Source organism: Streptococcus symci, from assembly GCF_006385165.1.
Classification (GTDB): domain Bacteria; phylum Bacillota; class Bacilli; order Lactobacillales; family Streptococcaceae; genus Streptococcus; species Streptococcus symci.
Map to the genome: position 1 here is coordinate 711,019 of NZ_VFJA01000001.1, position 18,371 is coordinate 729,389.

15 protein-coding genes and 2 tRNA genes are annotated in these 18,371 nt (G+C 41.5%); 16 read left to right on the top strand and 1 reads right to left on the bottom strand.

What is annotated here, in order from left to right; all coding sequences use genetic code 11:
- Positions 1-65 precede the first annotated feature (65 nt).
- The 3 genes from FJN11_RS03415 to FJN11_RS03425 are packed head-to-tail and all read left to right on the top strand — an operon-like array spanning position 66 to position 3,611.
- Entirely contained in the window at positions 66-1,601 is a 1,536-nt protein-coding gene (locus tag FJN11_RS03415; RefSeq protein WP_140224063.1) for an ABC transporter ATP-binding protein, read from the top strand.
- Positions 1,594-2,652 carry an ABC transporter permease gene (locus FJN11_RS03420; protein ID WP_140224064.1) on the top strand — a complete coding sequence of 353 codons (1,059 nt, stop codon included), beginning with the start codon at positions 1,594-1,596 and terminating at the stop codon, positions 2,650-2,652. Before FJN11_RS03415 ends, FJN11_RS03420 begins: the two co-directional genes overlap by 8 nt.
- A gap of 2 nt (positions 2,653-2,654) precedes the next feature.
- Positions 2,655-3,611, top strand: coding sequence for an ABC transporter permease (locus FJN11_RS03425; RefSeq protein ID WP_140224065.1), 957 nt, complete (start codon positions 2,655-2,657; stop codon positions 3,609-3,611).
- 40 nt (positions 3,612-3,651) lie between these two features.
- On the opposite strand, the gene plsY is transcribed toward FJN11_RS03425, so the two are convergent.
- Entirely contained in the window at positions 3,652-4,293 is a 642-nt protein-coding gene (plsY, locus tag FJN11_RS03430) for a glycerol-3-phosphate 1-O-acyltransferase PlsY (protein ID WP_140224066.1), read from the bottom strand.
- Positions 4,294-4,428: 135 nt separating this feature from the next.
- Between plsY and parE the strand changes: the two genes are divergently transcribed.
- The 13 genes from parE (at position 4,429) to sufC (ending at position 18,351) form a co-directional block, all read left to right on the top strand.
- A complete protein-coding gene (parE, locus tag FJN11_RS03435) occupies positions 4,429-6,372 on the top strand; it encodes a DNA topoisomerase IV subunit B (RefSeq protein ID WP_140224067.1) in 1,944 nt (647 codons plus the stop codon).
- A 27-nt stretch (positions 6,373-6,399) separates the two neighbouring features.
- Positions 6,400-7,221 carry an aminoglycoside 6-adenylyltransferase gene (locus FJN11_RS03440; RefSeq protein ID WP_140224068.1) on the top strand — a complete coding sequence of 274 codons (822 nt, stop codon included), beginning with the start codon at positions 6,400-6,402 and terminating at the stop codon, positions 7,219-7,221.
- Between the two features lie 226 nt (positions 7,222-7,447).
- Entirely contained in the window at positions 7,448-9,919 is a 2,472-nt protein-coding gene (parC, locus tag FJN11_RS03445; protein WP_140224198.1) for a DNA topoisomerase IV subunit A, read from the top strand.
- A 134-nt stretch (positions 9,920-10,053) separates the two neighbouring features.
- Positions 10,054-11,076, top strand: a complete 1,023-nt coding sequence (locus FJN11_RS03450; protein WP_033681953.1) for a branched-chain amino acid aminotransferase — start codon at positions 10,054-10,056, stop codon at positions 11,074-11,076.
- Positions 11,077-11,098: 22 nt separating this feature from the next.
- Positions 11,099-13,066, top strand: coding sequence for a peptide ABC transporter substrate-binding protein (locus FJN11_RS03455; protein ID WP_140224069.1), 1,968 nt, complete (start codon positions 11,099-11,101; stop codon positions 13,064-13,066).
- 98 nt (positions 13,067-13,164) lie between these two features.
- On the top strand, positions 13,165-13,395 hold the full coding sequence (locus tag FJN11_RS03460) for a DUF2969 domain-containing protein (protein ID WP_000037110.1): 231 nt from the start codon (positions 13,165-13,167) through the stop codon (positions 13,393-13,395).
- A 49-nt stretch (positions 13,396-13,444) separates the two neighbouring features.
- Positions 13,445-13,525 (top strand) — tRNA-Tyr (locus FJN11_RS03465).
- Between the two features lie 9 nt (positions 13,526-13,534).
- Positions 13,535-13,606 (top strand) — tRNA-Gln (locus tag FJN11_RS03470).
- Positions 13,607-13,767: 161 nt separating this feature from the next.
- Positions 13,768-14,970 carry a 30S ribosomal protein S1 gene (gene rpsA, locus FJN11_RS03475; protein ID WP_140224070.1) on the top strand — a complete coding sequence of 401 codons (1,203 nt, stop codon included), beginning with the start codon at positions 13,768-13,770 and terminating at the stop codon, positions 14,968-14,970.
- Between the two features lie 85 nt (positions 14,971-15,055).
- Positions 15,056-15,553, top strand: a complete 498-nt coding sequence (locus FJN11_RS03480) for a GAF domain-containing protein (RefSeq protein ID WP_140224071.1) — start codon at positions 15,056-15,058, stop codon at positions 15,551-15,553.
- Complete coding sequence (gene dnaX, locus FJN11_RS03485) at positions 15,553-17,208, top strand: DNA polymerase III subunit gamma/tau (protein WP_140224072.1); 1,656 nt, start codon at positions 15,553-15,555, stop codon at positions 17,206-17,208. The genes FJN11_RS03480 and dnaX overlap by 1 nt, the downstream gene beginning before the upstream one ends.
- 27 nt (positions 17,209-17,235) lie before the next feature.
- Complete coding sequence (locus FJN11_RS03490; RefSeq protein ID WP_125453016.1) at positions 17,236-17,430, top strand: DUF3272 domain-containing protein; 195 nt, start codon at positions 17,236-17,238, stop codon at positions 17,428-17,430.
- 150 nt (positions 17,431-17,580) lie between these two features.
- Positions 17,581-18,351 (top strand): Fe-S cluster assembly ATPase SufC, encoded by a 771-nt coding sequence (sufC, locus tag FJN11_RS03495; RefSeq protein ID WP_000114489.1) that lies wholly within the window; start codon positions 17,581-17,583, stop codon positions 18,349-18,351.
- Positions 18,352-18,371: the final 20 nt, after the last annotated feature.

An 18,371-nucleotide genomic window follows, 5' to 3' on the forward strand; every position in this document is an offset into this window, starting at 1 on the left:
AGCTTGCTACTAGACAAACTAGCAAGTTTTATTGAAATAAAATAAGACTCTGAAAGGAAGAGCACATGGCACACGAAAATGTCATTGAGATGCGTGATATTACCAAGGTGTTTGGTGAATTTGTTGCCAACGACAAAATCAACCTGCACCTACGAAAAGGTGAAATTCATGCACTTTTAGGAGAAAATGGGGCTGGAAAGTCCACGCTCATGAACATGCTAGCAGGGCTTCTTGAACCAACCAGTGGTGAAATTGCGGTCAACGGTCAAGTTGTCACCCTCGACTCACCATCTAAAGCAGCTAGCTTGGGAATTGGAATGGTTCACCAGCACTTTATGTTGGTAGAAGCCTTCACAGTGGCCGAAAACATCATTTTAGGTAGTGAATTGACTAAAAATGGTGTGCTAGATATCGCTGGAGCTAGCAAAGAAATCAAGGCTCTTTCTGAACGTTATGGCTTAGCTGTTGACCCTTCTGCCAAGGTGGCAGACATCTCAGTTGGAGCCCAACAACGTGTAGAAATTTTAAAAACCCTTTATCGGGGGGCTGATATCCTTATCTTTGACGAACCAACGGCCGTTTTGACTCCATCAGAAATTGATGAGTTGATGGCTATTTTGAAAAATCTTGTCAAAGAAGGAAAATCAATTATCTTGATTACTCACAAGTTGGACGAGATTCGCGCAGTTTCTGACCGCGTTACAGTTATCCGTCGTGGGAAATCAATTGAAACCGTCGAAATCGCAGGGGCTACCAATGCTGATTTGGCGGAAATGATGGTAGGACGTTCTGTTTCCTTTAAAACAGAGAAGCAAGCCTCTCAACCAAAAGAAGTTGTCTTGTCTATTAAAGACTTGGTGGTCAATGAAAACCGCGGTGTCCCAGCTGTGAAAAATCTGTCCTTGGATGTTCGTGCTGGAGAGATTGTTGGTATTGCGGGGATTGATGGAAATGGTCAGTCTGAACTGATTCAAGCAATTACAGGTCTTCGCAAGGTTGAATCTGGTAGCATTGAGCTAAAAGGAAATTCAATTGTAGGCTTGCACCCACGACAAATTACAGAACTAAGTGTTGGGCACGTTCCAGAAGACCGCCACCGTGATGGCTTGATTTTGGAAATGATGATTTCTGAAAATATTGCCCTTCAAACCTACTATAAAGAACCACATAGTAAAAATGGAATTTTGAACTATTCAAATATTACTTCTTATGCTAAAAAGCTAATGGAAGAGTTTGATGTTCGTGCTGCCAGTGAATTGGTTCCTGCAGCTGCACTCTCAGGAGGAAATCAACAAAAAGCAATTATTGCTCGTGAAATTGATCGAGATCCTGATCTCCTTATCGTCAGCCAGCCAACTCGTGGGTTGGATGTCGGTGCCATTGAATATATCCACAAACGCTTGATTGAAGAGCGTGATAACGGGAAGGCTGTCCTTGTTGTCAGCTTTGAATTGGATGAGATTTTAAACGTTTCAGACCGTATTGCCGTTATCCACGATGGTAAGATTCAAGGTATTGTATCACCAGAAACAACCAATAAACAAGAACTTGGTGTCTTGATGGCTGGTGGAAACTTGGGAAAGGAGAAGAGTGATGTCTAAAAAATTACAACAAATTTCGGTTCCCTTGATTTCTGTATTCCTAGGAATTTTACTCGGAGCCATTGTCATGTGGATCTTTGGTTATGATGCTATTTGGGGCTATGAAGAATTGTTCTATACAGCCTTTGGTAGCCTGCGTGGAATTGGAGAAATCTTCCGTGCTATGGGGCCATTGGTCTTGATTGGTCTTGGTTTTGCCGTTGCCAGTCGAGCAGGTTTCTTTAACGTAGGGCTTCCTGGTCAGGCCTTGGCTGGTTGGATTCTTAGTGGTTGGTTTGCCTTGTCGCATCCAGATATGCCACGTCCGTTTATGATTCTAGCAACCATCGTGATTGCCTTGATTGCTGGTGGGATTGTCGGAGCGATTCCGGGTATCCTTAGAGCCTATCTAGGGACATCAGAGGTTATTGTAACCATCATGATGAACTACATTGTCTTGTATGTAGGAAATGCCTTTATCCATGCCTTTCCTAAAGATTTCATGCAAAGTACAGATTCGACGATTCGTGTCGGAGCTAATGCAACCTACCAGACCCCTTGGTTGGCTGAGTTGACTGGGAATTCACGGATGAATATTGGTATTTTCTTTGCTATCATTGCGGTTGCAGTTATTTGGTTTATGCTCAAGAAAACAACTCTTGGTTTTGAAATTCGTGCAGTTGGTCTTAATCCACATGCTTCAGAATATGCTGGTATTTCTTCAAAACGGACTATTATCCTATCAATGATTATTTCAGGTGCCTTGGCAGGTCTTGGTGGTGCTGTTGAAGGTCTGGGAACCTTCCAGAATGTTTATGTTCAGGGATCATCCTTAGCTGTCGGATTTAACGGTATGGCAGTTAGTCTACTTGCAGCAAACTCACCAATTGGTATTCTCTTTGCAGCCTTCCTGTTTGGTGTTCTCCAAGTTGGAGCCCCAGGTATGAATGCGGCGCAGGTACCGTCTGAGCTTGTCAGCATTGTAACAGCGTCTATTATCTTCTTTGTCAGTGTTCACTACCTTATCGAACGCTTTGTCAAACCGAAAAAACAAGTTAAAGGAGGTAAGTAAAGATGTCTATTACAACCTTGCTCACCCTCTTGGTGTCTTCTATGCTGATTTACTCAGCCCCCCTCATCTTTACAAGTATTGGTGGTGTTTTCTCTGAACGTGGTGGTGTCGTAAACGTCGGCCTTGAAGGAATTATGGTTATGGGTGCCTTTTCTGGAGTTGTCTTTAACCTTGAATTTGCAGAACAATTTGGAGCAGCAACTCCATGGCTATCCTTGCTAGTTGCAGGATTGGTTGGTGGTGTCTTCTCTATCATCCACGCAGCAGCGACAGTTCATTTCCGTGCAGACCATGTTGTCAGTGGTACGGTATTGAACTTAATGGCGCCCGCCTTGGCAGTTTTTTTAGTGAAAGTCCTTTATAACAAAGGACAAACCGACAATCTAAGTCAGACTTTTGGACGCTTTGACTTCCCAATCTTGGCAAATATCCCAGTCATTGGTGATATCTTCTTCAAGTCAACTAGTCTACTTGGTTATCTGGCCATTGCCTTCTCATTCCTTGCTTGGTTTATCCTCTTCAAGACTCGGTTTGGTCTTCGTCTCCGCTCCGTCGGTGAACACCCTCAAGCAGCGGATACCTTGGGAATCAATGTCTACAAGATGAGATATTTAGGGGTTATCATTTCAGGTTTCCTAGGTGGAATTGGTGGAGCAATTTATGCTCAATCCATCTCAGTTAATTTCTCAGTGACAACTATTGTTGGGCCTGGATTTATCGCCCTTGCTGCAATGATCTTTGGGAAATGGAATCCAATCGGAGCCATGCTATCTAGTCTCTTCTTTGGACTTTCACAAAGTTTGGCTGTTATCGGATCTCAATTGCCATTCCTACAAGGAGTGCCTGCGGTTTACCTCCAAATCGCACCTTACGTTTTGACAATTCTTGTCTTGGCAGCTTTCTTTGGAAAAGCAATCGCGCCAAAAGCAGATGGTATCAACTATATCAAATCAAAATAAGCTTACAAAAAAACGTCAGTACAAAATGTGTACTGGCGTTTTATTTTTTAGGATCTTGGTGGGTCAAGTTCAATCCCCAAGGGACCAAATTTTCAGTTTTATTTTTAATGCGTGTGATATTATCCTTATGTCGAATGATAATCAAACTAGCGAGTGCTAGGATAATGGAGATGAAGAGAGGGTCATAGTGACTCAGGATAAAACCAAAAAGCGGAAAGAGTAAAACCCCGATGACAGCCGCAATAGATGCTGTGACACTAGATAGTGAAATCATGCTACCAAGATAGAGGGTTCCAAAGAAAACAACCGCAAGGTAGAGACAGAAGACAGGCGCAAATCCGAAAATCACTCCTGCACTAGTTGCGACAGCTTTGCCTCCCTTAAATCCTGCAAAGATAGGGAAGGTGTGGCCAATAACAGCCAAAAGTCCAAAGATGAGAGGTGAAACACCTTGAAGATGAAACATAATCGGAAGTAGCGTTGCTAGAGTCCCTTTGAAAAAGTCAATCACAAAGGTTGCCATCCCTGCTTTCTTTCCTAAGATGCGGAAGGTATTGGTTGTCCCTGTGTTACCAGAACCATGCTCGCGCAGATTGATTTGAAAGAATACTTGTCCAATCCAGAGACCAGACGGAATCGAACCCAGCAGATAAGCTAGGATTAATAAAACTATTGTAATCATACTCCTATTATATCATGAATTGGGAAAGAAAGGCAGAGAATCTCTTCTGAAATTGTCACACCGGAGAAAGAAAAATTTTGCAAAATCCGTGGAAAACTTGTAGAATAGTAAAGATGAACGAATAGGAGGTTCCTTGTGTCAAAAAAGGAAATCAATATTAACAATTATAATGATGATGCCATTCAGGTGCTAGAAGGGTTGGATGCGGTCCGAAAACGTCCAGGGATGTATATCGGATCGACCGATGGTGCTGGTCTCCACCACCTAGTCTGGGAAATCGTCGATAATGCTGTCGATGAAGCCTTGTCTGGATTTGGTGACCGCATTGATGTGACCATCAATAAAGACGGGAGTTTGACTGTGCAGGACCATGGTCGTGGAATGCCGACTGGAATGCATGCTATGGGGATTCCAACGGTTGAGGTTATCTTTACTATTCTCCACGCTGGAGGAAAATTTGGTCAAGGGGGCTACAAAACATCAGGTGGTCTCCACGGGGTTGGTTCTTCCGTTGTTAATGCCCTTTCTAGCTGGTTGGAAGTTGAAATCACCCGTGATGGTGCAATCTACAAGCAACGTTTTGAAAATGGTGGTAAACCTGTCACGACCCTGAAGAAAATTGGTACAGCGCCCAAGTCTAAAACAGGCACCAAAGTCACGTTCATGCCGGATGCGACCATCTTTTCTACGACAGACTTCAAGTACAATACCATCTCAGAGCGTCTTAATGAATCAGCCTTTCTCTTGAAAAATGTGACCTTGTCCTTGACGGATAAGCGAACAGATGAAGCGATTGAATTCCACTATGAGAATGGAGTACAAGACTTTGTTTCCTACCTTAATGAAGACAAGGAAACCTTAACGCCAGTTCTTTACTTTGAAGGTGAAGATAATGGTTTCCAAGTGGAAGTAGCGCTTCAGTACAATGATGGATTTTCAGATAACATTCTATCCTTTGTCAATAACGTTCGCACCAAGGACGGTGGAACGCACGAGACAGGACTCAAGTCTGCTATCACTAAGGTCATGAATGACTATGCGCGTAAGACAGGTCTTCTCAAGGAAAAAGATAAAAACCTTGAAGGCTCAGACTATCGTGAGGGACTAGCGGCCGTTCTTTCTATTCTTGTTCCTGAAGAACATTTGCAGTTTGAAGGTCAGACAAAGGACAAACTAGGAAGCCCACTAGCTCGTCCAGTTGTGGATGGAATAGTGGCTGATAAGTTGACCTTCTTCCTTATGGAAAATGGTGAATTGGCTTCTAACCTCATCCGCAAGGCTATCAAGGCGCGTGATGCTCGCGAAGCGGCACGTAAGGCGCGTGATGAGAGCCGTAATGGTAAGAAAAATAAAAAAGACAAGGGCTTATTGTCTGGAAAATTGACCCCAGCCCAGTCTAAGAATCCTTCTAAGAATGAACTCTATCTGGTTGAGGGGGACTCTGCCGGTGGTTCTGCCAAACAAGGCCGTGACCGCAAGTTCCAGGCAATCTTGCCCCTTCGTGGTAAGGTTATCAATACAGCCAAGGCCAAGATGGCGGATATCCTCAAAAATGAAGAGATTAATACCATGATTTATACCATCGGTGCTGGTGTTGGGGCAGATTTCTCCCTTGAAGATGCCAACTATGATAAGATCATTATCATGACCGATGCGGATACCGACGGTGCCCATATCCAAACTCTTCTTTTAACCTTCTTTTACCGCTATATGCGTCCGTTAGTCGAAGCTGGACATGTCTATATTGCCCTTCCACCTCTTTACAAGATGTCAAAAGGGAAAGGAAAGAAAGAAGAAGTGGCCTACGCTTGGACGGACGGTGAACTAGAAGAACTCCGCAAGCAGTTCGGTAAAGGCGCAACCCTCCAACGTTATAAAGGTCTCGGTGAGATGAACGCCGACCAGCTCTGGGAAACAACCATGAATCCAGAAACTCGCACCCTCATCCGTGTCACCATCGAAGACCTAGCACGTGCCGAACGCCGTGTCAATGTCCTCATGGGAGACAAGGTTGAACCACGCCGTAAGTGGATTGAAGATAATGTCAAGTTTACGCTAGAAGAAGCGACAGTGTTTTAAGTCAGTTTTTAATGAATGGGTATCAAGATGAGAACTGAAATAGAAATGCTAGATATAATTATTAAGATAGCTAAAAGCTTAAAAGTAAAAGCTATCGCCATGTCTGGTTCACGGACTGACACAAAAGCTTCAAAAGATGAATTTCAAGACTATGACGTGGTCTATGTTGTAGAGAATCTGGAAGAGCTGATTACAGATTTATCTTGGCTGGGCCAATTTGGTAAACGTATTATTGAGCAAGAGGTTAGGTTGGGACATCGCCGTCTATTTCTCATGATCTTTGAAGATGGTAATCGAATTGATTTAACTCTCTGTCCTAAAGAACACATGAAAGAATGGGTAGATAGCGAAGCGGAATTCATAGTTTTACTAGACGAGAAGGGTTTATTTGAATCCTTTTCTCCAAAACCTCGACGTTACTGGACAAGCCCAGCTAGTGCGATAGAGTTTGAAAAAACCTGTAATGAATTTTGGTGGGTATCAGCTTACGTGGTTAAAGGGATTTGTCGCAATCAGCTCATCTACGCGACCGACCATCTCTATGGTATTTGTCAACAAGAATTCCTGAAAATTTTAGCTTGGCAGGTTGCAAGTGATAGGGGAGCAGTTGACATCGGTAAAAATTACAAGTACCTCTTTCAGTATTTGCCTGCTGAGAAAGAGAATGAATTCTCAAGTCTACTTGATTTCTCAAATAGTGACAAAATCACTCAGTCATTGTTTGCTACGATGCAACTTTTTCATCAAGAAGCTCAATTCTTTGCTCGAAAGATGGGCTTTGACTATGATACGGAAGTGGCTGAGAAGATGATTGAGTATGCTGTGGAAAGACTTCAAAACACTATGTAAATAAAGAACCTAAATTATAACATTAACCTACAGAAAGGATAGTTTGGTTACTCATCGTAACTGAACATTGGACTAATCCTTTTATCATTACACATACTCTACATTTTTTGAAAGGAGTTGAATACGCCCTAAATATTGTGTGAAAAAGATAAATTCTCTAGTGAGCATCGCTCACTGCAAGAATTTCCTATTTTCAATTTGCATTTTTACGGGCTTTGTATCCTATATGAGTAATATCCAAAACATGTCCCTGGAGGACATCATGGGAGAGCGCTTTGGTCGCTACTCCAAATACATTATTCAAGACCGGGCCTTGCCAGACATTCGGGATGGATTGAAGCCGGTTCAGCGCCGCATTCTTTACTCTATGAATAAGGATGGCAATACCTTTGACAAGAGTTACCGTAAGTCGGCCAAGTCTGTCGGGAATATCATGGGGAATTTCCACCCACACGGTGACAGTTCCATCTATGATGCCATGGTTCGTATGTCACAGGACTGGAAAAATCGTGAGATTTTAGTTGAAATGCACGGGAATAACGGTTCTATGGATGGAGATCCGCCTGCGGCAATGCGTTATACCGAGGCACGTTTGTCTGAGATTGCAGGTTACCTTCTTCAAGATATCGAGAAAAAGACCGTTCCTTTTGCTTGGAACTTTGACGATACCGAGAAAGAACCGACTGTTCTGCCAGCAGCCTTTCCAAACCTCTTGGTCAATGGTTCGACTGGTATTTCGGCTGGATATGCCACAGACATTCCTCCCCATAATTTGGCTGAGGTCATCGATGCAGCGGTTTACATGATTGACCACCCAACTGCAAAGGTTGATAAACTCATGGAATTCTTGCCTGGACCAGACTTCCCGACTGGAGGGATCATCCAAGGCCGTGATGAAATCAAAAAGGCTTATGAAACCGGAAAAGGGCGCGTAGTTGTTCGTTCTAAGACTGAAATTGAAAAGCTAAAAGGTGGTAAGGAACAAATCGTTATCACTGAGATTCCTTATGAAATCAACAAGGCCAATCTAGTCAAGAAAATCGATGATGTTCGTGTCAATAACAAGGTGGCAGGGATTGCTGAGGTTCGTGATGAGTCTGACCGTGACGGTCTTCGTATCGCGATTGAGCTCAAGAAAGACGCCAATACGGAGCTTGTTCTCAATTATCTCTTCAAATACACCGACCTACAAATAAATTACAATTTTAACATGGTGGCAATTGACAATTTCACGCCTCGTCAGGTTGGGATTGTTCCAATCTTGTCTAGCTACATCGCCCACCGTCGTGAAGTCATTTTGGCGCGTTCGCGCTTTGACAAGGAAAAGGCTGAGAAGCGTCTCCATATTGTCGAAGGTTTGATTCGTGTGATTTCGATTTTGGACGAAGTCATTGCTCTTATCCGTGCTTCTGAGAATAAGGCTGACGCCAAGGAAAATCTCAAGGTCAGTTATGATTTTACAGAAGAGCAGGCTGAGGCTATCGTAACCTTGCAACTGTATCGCTTGACCAATACAGATGTGGTTGTCTTGCAGGAAGAAGAAGCAGAACTTCGTCAAAAGATTGCCATGCTTGCGGCGATTATCGGTGATGAACGGACCATGTACAATCTCATGAAGAAAGAACTTCGTGAGGTTAAGAAGAAATTTGCCACTCCGCGTTTGAGTAGCTTAGAAGACACTGCGAAAGTAATCGAGATTGATACAGCTAGTCTTATCGCCGAGGAAGATACCTATGTCAGCGTGACCAAGGCAGGTTACATCAAGCGTACCAGTCCACGTTCTTTTGCAGCTTCAACGCTAGAGGAAATTGGCAAACGTGATGATGACCGTTTGATCTTTGCTCAAGCTGTCAAGACAACACAGCATCTTTTGATGTTCACGACTCTTGGAAATGTCATTTATCGACCAATTCATGAATTGGCAGATATTCGCTGGAAGGATATCGGAGAGCATCTGAGCCAAACCATCACAAACTTCGAAACTAACGAAGAAATCCTTTATGTGGAAGTCGTGGATCAGTTTGATGATGCGACAACTTATTTTGCAGCTACTCGTCTCGGTCAAATCAAGCGTGTAGAACGCAAAGAATTCACTCCATGGCGGACCTATAAATCTAAGTCTGTCAAGTATGCTAAGCTCAAAGACGAGACAGACCAGATTGTAGCAGTGGCTCCGATTAAACTGGATGATGTTCTCTTGATTAGCCAAAATGGTTATGCCCTTCGTTTCAATATCGAAGAGGTACCAGTTGTCGGTGCTAAGGCTGCAGGTGTCAAAGCTATGAACCTGAAAGCAGATGATGTCCTCCAATCCGCCTTTATCTGTAACACCTCATCCTTCTACCTCTTGACCCAACGTGGAAGTTTGAAACGTGTTTCTATTGACGAAATTCCAGCAACCAGCCGTGCCAAACGAGGATTACAAGTCTTACGTGAGTTGAAAAACAAACCGCACCGTGTCTTCTTGGCTGGTGCAGTTGCAGAACAAGGCTTCATCGGTGATCTCTTCAGTACAGAAGTAGAAGAGAACGACCAAACTCTGCTTGTTCAATCCAACAAAGGAACAATCTATGAAAGCCGATTGCAAGACTTGAACCTGTCAGAAAGGACTAGCAACGGAAGCTTCATTTCTGACACGATTTCAGATGAAGAAGTTTTTGACGCTTATCTTAAGGAAGTATTTCCAGAAGCCAAATAAGTAAAATGAAGAATCAGTTCTAAGAGCTGGTTCTTTTTATTGAAGAAATTTTCTGAAAATTACAAAATATACTTGCTATTTTAGAAAAATAGTGTAGAATATAAGAAATAGGTTTTTAGAATAAGGAGTGGAATATGACAGTAACGATTGATTGGGAAAATCTCGGTTTTTCCTATATGAAATTACCTTATCGCTATATTGCTCATTTTAAAAATGGACAATGGAATCAAGGAGAGCTTACAGAGGATGCAACTTTGCATATTTCAGAGTCTTCTCCAAGTCTCCACTATGGCCAACAAGCCTTTGAAGGATTGAAAGCTTATCGTACTAAGGATGGCAGTGTTCAACTGTTCCGTCCTGATGAAAATGCCAAACGCTTGCAACGTACATGTGACCGTCTCTTGATGCCACAAGTTCCAACAGAAATGTTTGTTGAAGCTTGTAAAGCAGTTGTTCGTGCGAATGAAGAATATGTACCTCCATACGGAACAGGTGGAACCCTTTATCTTCGTCCTCTTTTGATTGGAGTAGGAGATATTATCGGGGTAAAACCAGCAGAAGAGTACATTTTCACCATCTTTGCTATGCCAGTTGGAAATTACTTTAAAGGTGGTTTGGTTCCAACCAACTTCTTGATTCAGGATGAGTACGATCGTGCAGCGCCAAATGGTACCGGTGCAGCTAAAGTTGGTGGGAACTATGCTGCAAGTCTCTTGCCGGGGAAATTGGCCAAGTCACGTCATTTTTCAGATGTTATCTATCTAGATCCTTCAACACATACAAAGATTGAAGAAGTCGGTTCAGCTAACTTCTTTGGAATTACAGCTGATAATGAATTTGTAACACCATTGAGTCCATCTATCTTGCCATCTATTACCAAGTATTCTTTACTTTATTTGGCAGAACATCGCTTAGGCTTAACTCCTATTGAGGGGGATGTCCCAATTGATAATCTTGACCGTTTTGTAGAGGCAGGTGCCTGTGGTACAGCGGCAGTAATTTCTCCAATTGGAGGTATTCAGCACGGTGATGATTTCCATGTATTCTATAGTGAAACAGAAGTAGGTCCTGTGACACGTAAATTATATGATGAACTGACAGGTATTCAGTTTGGTGATATTGAAGCGCCAGAAGGTTGGATTGTAAAAGTAGATTAAAATAAACCAAAGGAGATTTTTTATGAAATCGAAAAAGTGGCTCTTTACAGCAGGACTAGTCCTGAGTACAACAGCTCTTTTAGTAGCTTGTGGAAAAGCTGATAAAGAAGCAGATGCACCGACAACATTTTCATATGTCTATGCAGTAGATCCAGCATCTTTGGACTATAGTATAGCGACTCGTACATCGACAACAGATGTCATCGGAAACGTAGTTGATGGATTGATGGAAAACGACCAATACGGAAATGTTATCCCTTCCTTGGCTGAAGATTGGTCTGTGTCCAAAGATGGGTTGACTTATACCTATAAACTTCGTAAAGGAGTTAAATGGTACACATCCGAAGGTGAAGAATACGCAGAAGTAACAGCCCATGACTTTGTAACAGGATTAAAACACGTAGCTGATGGCAAGTCAGACGGTGTCTCTCTCATCCAAAATTCAATCAAGGGCTTGGACGCCTACATGACTGGTGAAACTAATGATTTCTCTACAGTTGGTGTCAAGGCCTTGGATGATTACACAGTCGAATATACCCTAAACAAACCGGAAAGTTTCTGGAACTCTAAAGTCACAACAGCAACGATGTTGCCTGTAAATGAAGAGTTTTTGAAGGCATCAGGTAAAGATTATGGAGCAGTTACTCCAGCAGGGATTCTCTACAATGGTCCGTATATCTTGAAGACCTTGACTTCTAAATCGTTGATTGAATACGAGAAAAATCCAAATTACTGGGATAAAGAAAAGGTAAAAATTGAGAAGATTAAATTGACTTACTACGATGGTTCTGATCAGGAATCGTTGATTCGTAGCTTCTCTTCAGGTGCCTATACGACAGCTCGTCTCTTCCCAAGTAGCTCAAACTTTGCTTCAACTTTGGAACAATACGGAGATAAAATCACTTATAGCCCACAGGACTCAAGTAGCTATTACTTCACCTTTAACGTAAATCGTCAGTCATATAATAAAACTGCGAAAACCAGTGAAGAGCAAAAAACTTCTACAAAAGAAGCTATGCTTAATAAGGACTTCCGTCAGGCTATCAACTTTGCCTTTAACCGTCATTCTTATGCTGCCCAGCTAAATGGTGAGGACGGTGCGGACAAGATTATCCGTAACAGCCTTGTTCCTGACAACTTTGTGCAAGCTGGTGGTAAGAACTTTGGGCAAATCGCTCAAGCAGAGTTGGTGAATTATGGTGACCAATGGAAAGGTGTTGAGCTAGTTGACGGTAAGGATACTATCTACAACCCTGACAAGGCTAAAGCTGCTTTCGAAAAAGCTAAGAAAGACTTGGAATCTAAAGGGGTGACTTTCCCAATTCACTTGGATGTCCCAGTTGAACAAACAGATACCATCGCCGTTCAACAAAGCAACTCTTTCAAACAGTCTATCGAATCAACACTTGGTGCTGAAAATGTTGTCATCGACGTTCTTCAAATGACAGATAATGAAAAGGAAACAATCACTTCACAAGCGCGTGTTCCTTCTCAAAAAGACTATGATTTGAACAGTACAGGATGGGCTCCAAGTTATCAAGACCCAGCATCTTACTTGAATATCATGGATCCTAAATCAGGTTCTGCCATGAAACACCTTGGAATTACTAAAGGGAAAGATAAGGATGTCGTAGCGAAACTTGGTTTGGACCAGTATAAGAAATTATTGGATGATGCCGATTCAGAAACTACAAATCTTGAAGAACGCTATGAAAAATATGCCAAGGCTCAAGCTTGGTTGACAGATAGTTCATTATTGATGCCAACAGCCTCATCTGGTGGTTCTCCAGTTGTAAGTAATGTAGTGCCATTCTCAAAACCATACTCACAAGTTGGTATTAAGGGTGACCCATATATCTTTAAAGGAATGAAATTGCAAAAAGATATTGTTACAACAAAAGAATATGAAGAAGCACTGAAAAAATGGCAAAAAGAAAAATTGGAATCAAACGGTAAGTACCAAAAAGAACTAGAAAAGCACATTAAATAAAGCAGAAAACTCTATATCAGACGTGGAATGATATAGAGTTTTTTCTTGCTAGTTTTAGGATTTTCTTGTAAAATAGAAAAAGTGAAGAGAGGTATGAAATGAGTAAGAAAGATAAAAAAATCGAAATTCAAGTAGCAGATGCCAAAGTAAAGGTAGGAAAAGACAGTTTTGAAGGTTATACCTTGACCATTGGTAAAAAAGTTATCGGAGAAATTGCCGAATTAGATGGACAATTTGCCATCATAAAGAATGGGAATGTCGATAGTTTTTATAAAAAATTGGAAAAAGCTGTGGAAATTTTAATTGAAAACTATAATTTAGCAAAATAAGGCTTGTTTTTTTGGAATTTTCATGATATAATAATCCATGTTGATTGTAGGAGAGATAGCGAAGAGGCTAAACGCGGCGGACTGTAAATCCGCTCCTTCGGGTTCGGGGGTTCGAATCCCTCTCTCTCCATTTCATCAATGGGGTATAGCCAAGCGGTAAGGCAAGGGACTTTGACTCCCTCATGCGTTGGTTCGAATCCAGCTACCCCAGTTCTTAGGTAATAATCAAGATAAAAAGCAAAATATCTTAGGGTATTTTATTTTTATAATTGAAAGACGTGAACGATATGAACATGTCCTTGCGGGTGCTTAGGAAAAAAATTATAAGTATGTCAAGTTTAAGAAAAACTTGATTGTTGGAGGATTTTTTAGATGAACGAATTTGAAGATTTGCTAAATAGCGTTAGCCAAGTTGAGACTGGTGATGTTGTTAGTGCTGAAGTATTGACAGTTGATGCGACTCAAGCTAACGTTGCAATCTCTGGAACTGGTGTTGAAGGTGTCTTGACTCTTCGCGAATTGACAAACGATCGCGATGCAGATATCAATGACTTTGTTAAAGTAGGAGAAGTATTGGATGTTCTTGTACTTCGTCAAGTAGTTGGTAAAGATACTGATACAGTTACATACCTTGTATCTAAAAAACGCCTTGAAGCTCGCAAAGCATGGGACAAACTTGTTGGTCGCGAAGAAGAAGTTGTTACTGTTAAAGGAACTCGTGCCGTTAAAGGTGGACTTTCAGTAGAATTTGAAGGTGTTCGTGGATTTATCCCAGCTTCAATGTTGGATACTCGTTTCGTACGTAACACTGAGCGTTTTGTAGGTCAAGAATTTGATGCTAAAATCAAAGAAGTTGACGCTAAAGAAAACCGCTTCATCCTTTCACGTCGTGAAGTTGTTGAAGCAGCTACAGCAGCAGCTCGTGCTGAAGTATTTGGTAAATTGGCTGTTGGTGACGTTGTAACTGGTAAAGTTGCTCGTATCACAAGCTTCGGTGCTTTCATAGACCTTGGTGGTGTTGACGGATTGGTTCACTTGACTGAATTGTCACACGAACGTAACGTATCACCAAAATCAGTTGTAACTGTTGGTGAAGAAATTGAAGTGAAAATCCTTGATCTTAATGAAGAAGAAGGTCGCGTATCACTTTCACTTAAAGCAACAACACCTGGACCATGGGATGGCGTTGAGCAAAAATTGGCTAAAGGTGATGTAGTAGAAGGAACAGTTAAACGTTTGACTGACTTCGGTGCATTTGTTGAAGTATTGCCAGGTATCGATGGACTTGTTCACGTATCACAAATTTCACACAAACGTATTGAAAATCCAAAAGAAGCTCTTAAAGTTGGTCAAGAAGTTCAAGTTAAAGTTCTTGAAGTTAACGCAGATGCAGAGCGTGTATCACTTTCTATCAAAGCTCTTGAAGAGCGTCCAGCTCAAGAAGAAGGACAAAAAGAAGAAAAACGTGCTTCACGTCCACGTCGTCCAAAACGTCAAGAAAAACGTGATTTCGAACTTCCAGAAACACAAACAGGATTCTCAATGGCTGACTTGTTCGGTGATATCGAACTTTAATCAAATTGGAAATTCATAAAATCCTTTGTTTTCTAAACAAGGGATTTTTCTTTTGTCTGTAAGCCTTTTTTGATATAATAGTTCTATGTTAGAATCAGAAAAACAATCACGTTATCAAATGTTAAATGAAGAGTTATCTTTTTTATTGGAAGGTGAAACTAATGTTTTGGCTAATCTTTCCAACGCCAGTGCTCTTTTAAAATCATGCTTTCCTAATACCGTATTTTCAGGCTTTTATTTATTCGATGGAAAGGAATTGATTTTAGGTCCCTTCCAAGGAGGTGTTTCCTGCATTCGTATTGCGCTAGGCAAGGGTGTTTGTGGTGAGGCAGCTCACTTTCAGGAAACTGTTCTAGTTGGAGATGTGACGACTTATCCCAACTATATTTCTTGTGATAGTCGAGCTAAAAGTGAAATTGTCGTGCCCATGATAAAGAATGGTCAATTACTTGGAGTTCTGGACTTGGATTCTTCAGAGATTGATGATTATGACGCTATGGATCGAGATTATTTGGAACAATTTGTCGCTATTTTGCTTGAAAAGACAGAATGGGACTTTACAATGTTTGGGGAGAAAGCCTAATGTATCAAGCACTTTATCGAAAATATAGAAGTCAAAATTTTTCCCAGTTGGTTGGGCAAGAAGTTGTGGCTAAGACTCTTAAACAAGCAGTAGAACAAGAGAAAATAAGTCATGCCTATCTTTTTTCAGGCCCTCGTGGAACGGGAAAAACCAGTGTAGCCAAAATTTTCGCCAAGGCTATGAACTGTCCAAATCAAGTGGGTGGAGAACCTTGTAATAACTGCTATATTTGTCAAGCAGTGACGGACGGTAGTTTAGAAGATGTCATTGAAATGGATGCGGCCTCTAATAATGGGGTGGATGAAATCCGTGAAATTCGTGATAAATCTACCTATGCCCCTAGTCTTGCCCGTTATAAGGTTTATATCATAGATGAGGTTCACATGCTCTCTACAGGCGCTTTTAATGCTCTCCTAAAGACACTGGAAGAGCCAACACAGAATGTGGTCTTTATTTTGGCCACTACTGAATTGCACAAGATTCCTGCCACTATTCTATCCCGTGTGCAACGTTTTGAATTTAAATCGATTAAGACACAGGATATTAAGGAACATATCCACTATATCTTAGAAAAAGAAAATATCTCTTCTGAACCAGAGGCTGTGGAAATTATCGCTAGACGGGCTGAAGGTGGAATGCGGGATGCTCTGTCTATTTTGGATCAAGCCCTGAGTTTAACACAGGGAAACGAGCTGACGACTGCCATCTCTGAAGAAATTACAGGTACCATTAGCCTATCAGCCTTGGATGATTATGTGGCTGCCTTATCTCAACAAGATGTTCCTAAAGCCTTATCTTGCTTAAATCTTCTCTTTGAGAATGGTAAGAGCATGACTCGTTTTGTGACCGACCTTTTACACTATTTAAGAGATTTGTTAATTGTTCAAACAGGCGGAGAAAACACTCATCATAGTCCAGTCTTTGTGGAGAATTTGGCACTTCCTCAAGAAAGTCTGTTTGAAATGATTCGCATAGCGACAGTAAGTTTAGCAGATATTAAGTCTAGTTTGCAGCCCAAGATTTATGCTGAGATGATGACTATCCGTTTGGCAGAGATTAAGCATGAACCGGCTCTTTCAGGGGTGGCTGAAAGTGAAATTTCTGCACTTAGACAGGAAGTTGCCCGTCTCAAACAAGAACTTGCCAATGTTGGAACTGTATCTAAGCCAACAAATCCAGCTCCTAGTCGCCCAGCAACAAGCAAGACAGTCTATCGTGTGGATCGCAATAAAGTTCAATCTATCCTACAAGAGGCCGTTGAAAATCCTGATTTAGCACGTCAAAATCTGATTCGCTTACAGAATGCCTGGGGAGAGGTAATTGAAAGTCTTGGTGGCCCTGATAAAGCTTTGCTGGTTGGTTCTCAACCAGTTGCGGCCAATGAACACCATGCCATTCTTGCTTTTGAGTCTAACTTCAATGCTGGTCAAACCATGAAACGAGATAATCTCAATACCATGTTTGGCAATATTCTCAGTCAGGCAGCAGGTTTTTCACCTGAGATTTTAGCTATTTCCATGGAGGAATGGAAAGAAGTTCGAGCAGCCTTTTCAGCTAAAGCCAAATCTTCTCAAACTGAACAAGAAGCAGAAGAAAGCCTGATTCCAGAAGGATTTGAATTTTTGGCAGATAAAGTGAAGGTAGAGGAAGACTAAAGAAAGATTTCATGATACAATAAGTTTATGAATAGACAACAATTTATTATTATCGCGCTGTTTACAGCTGTTGAGACCTATTTTTTCAATGAAGCCTGGATGACTGGTCGCTATATTATGGCAGCCTTTTGGGCCATTTTGCTCTTTAGAAATTTCCGAGTTAGTTACTTGATGGGCAAGATTGTAGATGTCATTGACCAGCATTTAAAAGGAAAAGACTAGTCCTCAGCTTCTAGACAAAATCAAAGCCTTTTAGGCTTTTTTTTGTTATACTATAAAAGTATATTTATTGACCTTTTACCGTATTTTCTAGGGAAATCAAGTATGTTTCCAGTAAGAACTGTAAAGGCCTTGAAAAAGAAAGGAACTATCATGTCAGTATTAGAGATCAAAGATCTTCACGTTGAGATTGAAGGAAAAGAAATTTTAAAAGGGGTTAACTTGACCCTGAAAACAGGAGAAATCGCCGCTATCATGGGACCAAATGGTACTGGTAAATCAACTCTTTCTGCCGCTATCATGGGAAATCCTAACTATGAGGTTACTAAAGGTGAAGTCTTGTTTGATGGCGTAAACATCCTTGAGTTGGAAGTGGACGAGCGTGCGCGTATGGGACTTTTCCTTGCTATGCAATATCCATCAGAAATTCCTGGAATTACCAATGCTGAGTTTCTTCGTGCAGCCATGAATGCTGGTAAAGAAGACGATGAGAAGATTTCAGTTCGTGAGTTTATCACTAAATTGGATGAGAAGATGGAATTGCTCAACATGAAAGAAGAAATGGCTGAGCGTTACCTTAACGAAGGTTTCTCTGGTGGTGAGAAAAAACGTAATGAGATTCTTCAACTTTTGATGTTGGAACCAACTTTTGCCCTTTTGGATGAGATTGACTCTGGTCTTGATATTGACGCTCTTAAAGTTGTTTCTAAAGGTGTCAATGCTATGCGTGGTGAAGGCTTTGGTGCTATGATTATCACTCACTACCAACGTCTTTTGAACTACATCACGCCTGATGTGGTACACGTCATGATGGAAGGTCGTGTTGTCCTTTCAGGTGGTCCAGAATTGGCTGCGCGTTTGGAACGTGAAGGATACGCAAAACTAGCTGAAGAACTTGGCTACGATTACAAGGAAGAATTGTAATTCCCTCGTATCTTTTAGGA